Genomic DNA, 7,443 nt, shown 5'->3' on the forward strand with positions numbered 1-7,443 from the left:
CAGCGCCTGGGAACTACACGCGTGTGACTTGTGGAACGGCTGCGGAGAGCTGTGGGACCGCGGAATCACGCGGATGCGTGCCGAGCGGTCCTCGTCCACAGGGAGGCCTCCTGTGTGCACAGCCTTTCCGCAGTCGTCCCGAGTTATCCACAGGTTTTCCACACTGTGTAGAACGCGAATAATGGCCCCGTCGTCCACAGGTGTCAAGCATCCGTTGGGGCATATTGCGCGATGCCGTGGGCGAGCAGGACGGACCCGATGAGGCATCCGCTTCGGCGAGCCGCGAAACGACGGGAACGCACAGGAATACTCACCGTGTCATCCCGACCGAGGCCGGTGCGTCGTCAGCGGCCGTTGCGGCCGAGCTGCGCGGTGATCTCCGTCACCTGGTTGTAGATCGAGCGGCGCTCCTTCATGAGGTCGCTGATCTTCTTGTAGGCGTACATCACCGTCGTGTGGTCGCGGTTGCCGAAGAGCTGCCCGATCTTGGGCAGCGACAGACTCGTGCGCTCGCGGCACAGATACATCGCGATCTGTCGTGCGGTCGCCACCGCCTGCGAGCGGCTCGACCCGTACAGATCGTCGACCGACAGTTTGAAGTAGTGCGCGGTCGCATTGATGATGTCGGTCGGCGAGACGACGTTCGCGTCGTCTTGATCGACGATGTCGCGCAACACGGTCTGGGCGAGCGACATGTCGAGCGTCGAGCGATTGAGGCTCGCGAACGCCGACACGCGGATGAGCGCGCCCTCGAGCTCGCGGATGTTCGACGACACGACCGTCGCGATGTACTCGAGCACCTCGTCGGGCACCTGCAGCCGCTCGTTCTGCGCCTTCTTGCGCAGGATCGCGATGCGGGTCTCGAGGTCGGGCGCCTGGACGTCGGTGATGAGGCCCCACTCGAACCGGCTGCGCATGCGGTCCTCGAAGCCGGTGAGCTGGCGCGGCGGCACATCGCTCGTGATCACGACCTGCTTGTCGTGGTCGTGGAGCGTGTTGAAGGTGTGGAAGAACGCCTCCTGCGTCTCGGCGCGACCCTGCAGGAACTGGATGTCGTCGATGAGGAGGATGTCGACCTCGCGGTACCGGGCCTGGAAGGCCGACCCGCGGTTGTTCGCGATCGAGTTGATGAAGTCGTTCGTGAACTCCTCGCTGGAGACGTAGCGAACACGGATGCCGGCATAGAGGCTCAGCGCGTAGTCGCCGATCGCGTGCAGCAGGTGCGTCTTGCCGAGACCCGAGTCGCCGTAGATGAACAGCGGGTTGTACGCCTTGGCGGGAGCCTCGGCGACAGCGACAGCGGCCGCGTGCGCGAAGCGGTTCGACTGGCCGATGACGAAATTGTCGAACGTGTACTTCGGGTTGAGCCGCGTGTCGTAGCGAGAACCGGCGGATGCCGCGTCCGTCGTCTCCGGGATTCCGGCTCGCGCACCGGCCGTCGGCTGCGACGGCGCGATCGGCTCGGACGGCATCGGGGTCTGCACCGGGATCGGCGCTGTCAGATGCTGGTCGGCCAGATCGGGATTGACGACGACGCGGAACGTCGCGACCTCATCGTCGCCCACGCGCGAGATCGCCTCGAGGATGGGCGCCCGCATGCGCTTGTTGAGCTGCGCGGCCGTGAGGTCGTTCGGCACATCGAGGTAGAGCGTGCCGCCCATCACTCCTTGGGCGACGGCGAGATTGAGGAAGCCCCACAGCTGGGGTGTGATGCGATCGTCCGCGGTGAGTTCGTCGAGCACGGCTGACCAGACTGGTACGTCTGGAACTTGGTGCGATGACATGGCCCCCCCGGGTGTGATGATGCGCCTCAGGCCCGCGTCGTGGTCACGCGAGCCTGTGGATAACTGCCGAAGCCACGGTAGGTCAGAGCCCGTGCCGGGGGCAAACTCCACTGTAGGACTCGGCCGCGTGTCATTGCGACACTCGGGCTCCGGATTGGGGATAATGTCGCGGTTCGGCTCGGTTTGAGTTATCAGGAGTCTCGACGTAGCCTTAATCGGTTGACTTATGCCCTCGTGGCAGTCCCCTGTACGCCGTCTCCGGTCTCCATAGGGCCAGTCTGTCGCTGGCTTCCCCGCCCGGTGACACCTGATCCGGAAGAGATCTCATGAGCAAGCGCACGTTCCAGCCCAACAACCGCCGCCGCGCCAAGAAGCACGGTTTCCGCGCCCGCATGCGCACCCGCGCCGGCCGCGCGATCCTCTCGGCGCGCCGCGCCAAGGGGCGCACCGAGCTCTCGGCCTGAGTCCGGCCCGAAGACCCGGTGCTTGCGAGGCCGAACCGACTCACCCGCGGAGCGGACTACAAGGCCGTCGTCCGTCGGGGCCGTCGCTGTGCCGCCGCGCACACCGTGAGCTATGTGTCCGCCCGCGCTGAAGCGGCCACGGCGCCGCCGCGCTTCGGCTTCATCGTAAGCAAGCAGGTCGGCACGGCCGTCGTGCGCAACACCGTCCGCCGGCGGCTGAAGGCTGTGTGTGCGGAGGCGCTCGACTCCGTACGTCCGGGAACGGATGTCGTCATCCGCGCCCTGCCGAGCTCGGCGACCGCCGCGTACAGCGAGCTCCGTGCCGAGATCTCGCGATGCCTCGCCCGGAGTGCTGCATGAGCGTCCTTCCTGCTTACGCGCTCGGCGAGGCCCGGTTCGAGGCATCCGGACTTCTCTCGGCGATCCCGCTGCTGCCGCGCAACGCATTGCTCGCGTTGCTGCACGGCTATCGCGCCACCATCTCGCACACGTACGGTGACGTGTGCAAGTACTACCCGTCGTGCTCGGCGTACGCCGTCGGCGCGGTGCAGCAGCACGGCGCCGTCGTCGGGACCGCGCTCACCGCGGCCCGCCTCGTGCGCTGCCACCCGTGGGCGAAGGGCGGCGTCGATGACGTGCCGCTTCGCAAGAACTTCCGGTACGCACTGACCCCGCGCGGGTTCGTCGTACCCACCCCTTCCGGAAAGGACTGATCCTCCGCATGGATCTCTTGCTGGCCTCCACCCCCGCCCCCGAAACGGCGAGCGGGGGCTTCGATCTGATCGGGACCATCCTGTGGCCCCTCAAGTGGCTCGTCGAGCTTGTGCTCGTCGCATGGCACTGGCTGTTCACCGCGATCGGCCTGCCGCCAGCCGACGGCATCACATGGGTGCTCGCGATCGTGGGCCTCGTGGTCGTCGTGCGCGCGGCCCTCATCCCCCTCTTCGTGCGTCAGATCAAGAGCCAGCGCAAGATGATGGAAATCGCTCCTGAACTGCGGAAAATTCAGGAGAAGTACCGCGGCAAGCGCGACCAGCTCTCTCGCGAGGCGATGAGCCGCGAGACGATGGCGCTGTACAAGAAGCACGGCACGACACCGGTGTCGAGCTGCCTTCCGCTGCTTGTGCAGATGCCGATCTTCTTCGCGCTGTTCAGCGTGCTGAACGACGTCCAGAAGATCGCGACCAACCCGAACTTCAGCGGTGTCGGCCTTCTCAGCAACGAACTGACGCAGCAGTTCTACGACGCGAAGCTCCTCGGCGTCGCGTCGCTCCACGAGAACCTCATCACGGCGATCGAGACCGGCAACACGACGTCGATCATCATCCTGCTGATCCTGGTCGTCCTGATGATCGCGTCGCAGTTCTTCACGCAGCTGCAGATCATCTCGAAGAACCTGTCCCCCGAGGCCAAGACCGGCCAGGCGTACCAGATGCAGAAGATCATGCTGTACGTCCTGCCGTTCGCGTTCGTCTTCTCGGGTGTCTTCTTCCCGCTCGGTGTCGTCATCTACTGGTTCGTGTCGAACCTGTGGACGATGGGCCAGCAGTTCCTCGTCATCCGCGAGATGCCGACCCCGGGCTCCGAGGCGGCGAAGGCCCGCGAGGAGCGCCTCGCACGCAAGGGCAAGGCGATCGATTCGAACGGCAAGGTCGTGCCGATCGAGAAGTACGAGGCCGAGCAGCGCCGTCTCCTCGAAGAGGCCGAGCGCGCGAAGGCGGCGGCGCCCAAGCGCCAGCAGCCGGTGAGCAAGCAGAGGGCGAAGAAGCAGGCGCAGAAGCGCGGCGGTCAGTCGCCTTCGGCGCAGGCCGGCTCCTGACTCCGCGTCTCCGGACGCCCCGACCGCAATTGAGCGAAGGACTGTCATGACGACAAGCAGCCCCACCCCCGTCGAGTCCGGGGCCATCGGCCGTGAGCCCGCGAGCGTCGAGCAGCTCGAACAGGAGGGCGACCTCGCCGCGGACTTCATCGAGGAGCTTCTCGACATCGCCGACATCGACGGCGATCTCGCGCTCGACGTGCGCGCCGGCCGCGCGTACGTGTCGGTCGAGGCGGATGATCCCGGCGCACTGCGGTTGCTGTCGGATCACGACACCGTGCAGGCGCTGCAAGAGCTGACGCGCATCGCCGTGCAGAACCGCACCGGCCGCTTCTCGCGTCTGATCCTCGATGTGGGCGGTTCGCGCGATTCGCGGACGCAGGAGCTCGCCCGGCTCGTCGACACGGCGGTCGCCCGCCTCGACGCCGGAGCCTCGCAAGCGTCGCTGCCCCCGATGACGAGCTACGAGCGCAAGATCGTGCATGACCTCGTCGCCGAACGCGGCCTCGTATCGGAGTCGTACGGCGAGGGCGCCGACCGCCACACGGTGATCCGCCGCCGCTGAGTTCGTCACCCGAGCGCCGGTGTTCCGCGGTTCGAGCGGAGGCCGGCGCTCAGCGTTTCACGTGAAACAGAGCGGGTCCAGCGGGATATGCATCCCAGGAGCCCTGACATGATTGGCGCAGCGCGGGCTTGTGCCGGGATCATTGTTCTCCGCAGACCACGCCGCGGACGGATCGCCGTCGCGGTTCGAACCCTCACCAACGGAGCACGGATGATCGAGTCTGAACCCGACGCCGCCGTCACGATCTTCGGCGACCGCATCGATGTCGCCCGGGCGTTCGCCGAGGCGCTGGCCGTGCACGGCGAGGAGCGCGGGCTCATCGGACCACTCGAGGCCCCCCGACTGTGGTCGCGGCACATTCTGAACTGCGCGGTCGCTGCGCCGTTGTTCTCGGGTCGGGTCGGTGACGTCGGGTCGGGGGCAGGTCTGCCCGGGTTGGTGCTCGCGATCGCAAGGCCCGATGTCGAGTGGGTGCTGATCGAGCCGATGGAACGCCGTGTCGCCTGGCTCGAGGAGCAGGCGTCGCAACTCGGTCTCGACAACGTCGAGGTGGTCCGGGCCCGTGCCGAAGACTGGGCGTGGGGCCGGTCACTCGACGCGGTGACGGCGCGTGCGGTGAGCGCGCTGCGGACGCTGATCCCGCTCACCGCGCCTCTCGTGCGCGAAGGCGGTGAGCTGGTCCTGTTGAAGGGGGCCGGCGCACCCAACGAGATCACCGCCGCTGAAAAGCAGATCCGACGGTTCAAACTGAGCGACGTGCACGTCGAGGTGATCGGGGAGGGCTTGCTGGAGGAACCCACGCGCGTGGTGCGGGCCACCGTCAACTAGCCGCTCCTTCGACGGCGTTCCGGCGGCTTGTTTCACGTGAAACACCGAGGGACCTGGGGCCGACCGGTCTGATTCTGAGCGGTTGTCTCGGATTTTGGGGTCTCGCGCCTCGTCACCATCGGTCGCCGACGATCCGAGCTCGTTCTTGGCGCCTTGCGCCCGGGGAACGCGACCTGCCGCGATCGCCGGGAGGCGGTGGACTCGCTGGCGTTATCTCGTGCCGAGGAATCCGGGGCGATACCACCGGCGGTGAGCTCGCTGGATCGTGTGCACCTCCGCTGCGCCAGACCGGCGATGACGGGAGATTCCGAACGCTTGTGGGCGGACGGGCGCGGGGCGCATCGGCCGGTCAGCTCAAAGCCTTCTCAGCGACCTGCATCGGCGGAACGTCCGGCCGCTTCTCCTTCCATTGTCGCGGCAGCGGCTACAGCGGGCGGGGAGCTCGCTGTGACGGGGCGAAACGCACCGTATCTGGCCGCAGCGGGTCGATCGGGGCTTCGATCGCTGCGGGCTTGGCGACGCGGTGTCCCCGCCCCCTGGGCCTTTCCCACAGGCCGCGCATGCGGCACGAGTTGCATGGAGCCCGCGCCCGGACAGGGCGTCGGCGGTGGATTCCGCTCGGCGCCTCTCTCGCGAGGCACGGATCGGAGCAACACGGGGCCCACTGCATTCTCGAATGTGCCGATGGTCGCGCACCGCGGGTGTGTTCCCGACGCCGCCAGGCCGGCCGTGTTGAAGGGGTGCCACTGCTTGCGCACGCCGAGCGGGACGGTGCCGACGCCTCCACAGTGTGGCGATAGGCGTGACGTGGGAGCCCCACCCAATCGCACGCCGCTCCCCGCAGCCACATTGATCTTCCGATGCTCGCGCACGCGGAGGCGGACGCGTCCGCGCGCGGAGTGTCCTCTCGTGCGCCTGGAGAGGTGCATCGCGCGGCACGTCGCGCGCCATGTCGCGCCCGGGGGAGTCCATGTTGAGCAGTGCAGGGTGTGTGAAGCAGGACCTCTTCGGCGGTCCTCCTGGGACGCAACGACAGGGTGCTCACCTCGACAGTTTCACGTGAAACACCGCGATCCTCGGGCGTGGGAGTGCTCGCACCCAGTTGACATCGCACTACGGGATGCCAGCGCAGTGGACCAAGCCGAGACGAGGCATCTCCTTTAGACGGCAGCCCGACTCCGTGAAGGAGCGCGTGCCGCGGCGCCAAGCAGGCAAGGACAAGTGTCGGGGAGGTGGTCGGCTCTCGGTGCTTTGCCGGGACGATCAGTGGTCATGTCCCGGTGGTCTCCGGAGGAGGGAACCTCACTCCCGACCGGTGCCGTAGCACCGCGCGTTGTCGCATAGCGTCCCCACCAAATCCTCGCCAGCCTCGCCCGGCGCGTTGCACCCGAACGGGGTGTTTCACGTGAAACACCGGTGTGCGCGGCGGCTACGCCCTCACGCCGGCCCGTGGCGAAAGGGCGTGCGTGGCAGGTGCCCCGGGAGTCTGCGGTCGAAGGCACTCCCCATGCTCCGCCCGGGCACGCCAAGCACCGCCGGAGGAAGCGCACTTGGCGTTTCCTCGAAGGTATTCCCAGCCTGATTCGCGCAGGATCTTCTCGCGGAGCGGACGGGAGGCCGTGAGGGACGCGTGCCCACCCCCGATCGGCCTCGTGGTGCGGCGTCCACCCAAGATTGGACCGGGCCGCGGGTGTTTGGCCTTCTCGGCGCACGGACACCCGGCCGGCGGGGCTCGGACGTCGACGCGCGCGGTGCCCATGGGCGAGGGTTCGCGTGCTCGGAGCGTTTGCCGCAGCGACGCTGGAAGGGACTGAGAATCCGCACAGGTCGGACCGAGACGGGACGGTCAAGTCCTGGGACGTGGTGTATCGGTGATCGTGTGATCCTTCGTGTCGTGGTCAGGCTGTGAGGGCCCGGAGGTCGGGTTCGATCACCTCCTCGGTGTTGGGTTCGCCGACGCGGCGTGCGGCGGCGAGGGCGTCG

General features: G+C 67.3%; 7 protein-coding genes. 6 read left to right on the forward strand and 1 reads right to left on the reverse strand.

Going from position 1 to position 7,443, the window contains the following annotated elements; all coding sequences use genetic code 11:
- Positions 1–344: 344 nt before the first annotated feature.
- Positions 345–1,784: a chromosomal replication initiator protein DnaA gene (gene dnaA, locus VNR19_RS00695; RefSeq protein ID WP_325722898.1), complete on the reverse strand. Its 1,440-nt coding sequence runs from the start codon at positions 1,782–1,784 to the stop codon at positions 345–347.
- Between the two features lie 326 nt (positions 1,785–2,110).
- Here dnaA and rpmH point away from each other — a divergent pair, with 326 nt between their 5' ends.
- The 6 genes from rpmH to rsmG all read left to right on the forward strand — a co-directional run bounded on the left by rpmH (position 2,111) and on the right by rsmG (position 5,460).
- Complete coding sequence (gene rpmH / locus VNR19_RS00700; protein ID WP_022879826.1) at positions 2,111–2,248, forward strand: 50S ribosomal protein L34; 138 nt, start codon at positions 2,111–2,113, stop codon at positions 2,246–2,248.
- An 18-nt stretch (positions 2,249–2,266) separates the two neighbouring features.
- Complete coding sequence (rnpA, locus tag VNR19_RS00705) at positions 2,267–2,608, forward strand: ribonuclease P protein component (RefSeq protein WP_325722900.1); 342 nt, start codon at positions 2,267–2,269, stop codon at positions 2,606–2,608.
- Positions 2,605–2,961 (forward strand): membrane protein insertion efficiency factor YidD, encoded by a 357-nt coding sequence (yidD, locus tag VNR19_RS00710; RefSeq protein WP_325722902.1) that lies wholly within the window; start codon positions 2,605–2,607, stop codon positions 2,959–2,961. The genes rnpA and yidD overlap by 4 nt, the downstream gene beginning before the upstream one ends.
- An 8-nt stretch (positions 2,962–2,969) precedes the next feature.
- The gene (gene yidC / locus VNR19_RS00715; RefSeq protein ID WP_325722904.1) at positions 2,970–4,067 is read left to right on the forward strand and encodes a membrane protein insertase YidC; all 1,098 of its coding nucleotides are present in this window, start codon (positions 2,970–2,972) and stop codon (positions 4,065–4,067) included.
- 46 nt (positions 4,068–4,113) lie between these two features.
- Positions 4,114–4,632, forward strand: a complete 519-nt coding sequence (locus VNR19_RS00720; protein WP_325722906.1) for a Jag family protein — start codon at positions 4,114–4,116, stop codon at positions 4,630–4,632.
- A gap of 210 nt (positions 4,633–4,842) precedes the next feature.
- A complete protein-coding gene (rsmG, locus tag VNR19_RS00725) occupies positions 4,843–5,460 on the forward strand; it encodes a 16S rRNA (guanine(527)-N(7))-methyltransferase RsmG (RefSeq protein WP_325722910.1) in 618 nt (205 codons plus the stop codon).
- Positions 5,461–7,443 lie beyond the last annotated feature (1,983 nt).

This window comes from Microbacterium sp., assembly GCF_035556355.1.
In the GTDB taxonomy this organism is placed as follows: domain Bacteria; phylum Actinomycetota; class Actinomycetes; order Actinomycetales; family Microbacteriaceae; genus Microbacterium.

Bases quoted from the DNA above. Each gene is read 5' to 3' on its own strand.
- dnaA (WP_325722898.1), bottom strand. From the start codon at position 1,784: ATGTCATCGCACCAAGTTCCAGACGTACCAGTCTGGTCAGCCGTGCTC.
- rpmH (WP_022879826.1), top strand. From the start codon at position 2,111: ATGAGCAAGCGCACGTTCCAGCCCAACAACCGCCGCCGCGCCAAGAAG.
- yidD (WP_325722902.1), top strand. From the start codon at position 2,605: ATGAGCGTCCTTCCTGCTTACGCGCTCGGCGAGGCCCGGTTCGAGGCA.
- yidC (WP_325722904.1), top strand. From the start codon at position 2,970: ATGGATCTCTTGCTGGCCTCCACCCCCGCCCCCGAAACGGCGAGCGGG.
- VNR19_RS00720 (WP_325722906.1), top strand. From the start codon at position 4,114: ATGACGACAAGCAGCCCCACCCCCGTCGAGTCCGGGGCCATCGGCCGT.
- rsmG (WP_325722910.1), top strand. From the start codon at position 4,843: ATGATCGAGTCTGAACCCGACGCCGCCGTCACGATCTTCGGCGACCGC.